The following is a 289-nucleotide window of genomic DNA, read 5'->3' as shown; positions in this document are numbered from 1 at the left end:
TGGTTAAAATCAATTCCACCATGCTCAAAGAAGGCCCAGTCTTCGCTAATAACAATTGCCGAATAAACTGTTTCATCTAGTTTAGAGAGCTTTGCCCAACTCTTCGGCTTTTTCGTACTAAGACGGTAGTCACTCCTTCTTCTTTAGAAAAACTAGTTTGGACATGCCTTTTCTAAGTTGCTCTACTTTAAGCACACTAAATGTCCCAACAGTTACGACTGTTAATGAACTTAGTATAAATAGAGAGAGAACAAGTTTCTTCATCATATCTCTTATCGGCTAATTATTG

The 289-nt window shown here is 37.0% G+C and carries 1 protein-coding gene; it reads right to left on the bottom strand.

The window, feature by feature from the left end; translation table 11 throughout:
- Positions 1–129: 129 nt before the first annotated feature.
- Positions 130–264, bottom strand: coding sequence for a hypothetical protein (locus tag M901_RS18185; protein ID WP_255345213.1), 135 nt, complete (start codon positions 262–264; stop codon positions 130–132).
- Positions 265–289 lie beyond the last annotated feature (25 nt).

Source organism: Bacteriovorax sp. DB6_IX (assembly GCF_000447775.1).
GTDB lineage: Bacteria > Bdellovibrionota > Bacteriovoracia > Bacteriovoracales > Bacteriovoracaceae > Halobacteriovorax_A.
Note: the sequence above shows the minus strand (reverse complement) of the source record. Positions and strands in the feature narration are given on the sequence as shown.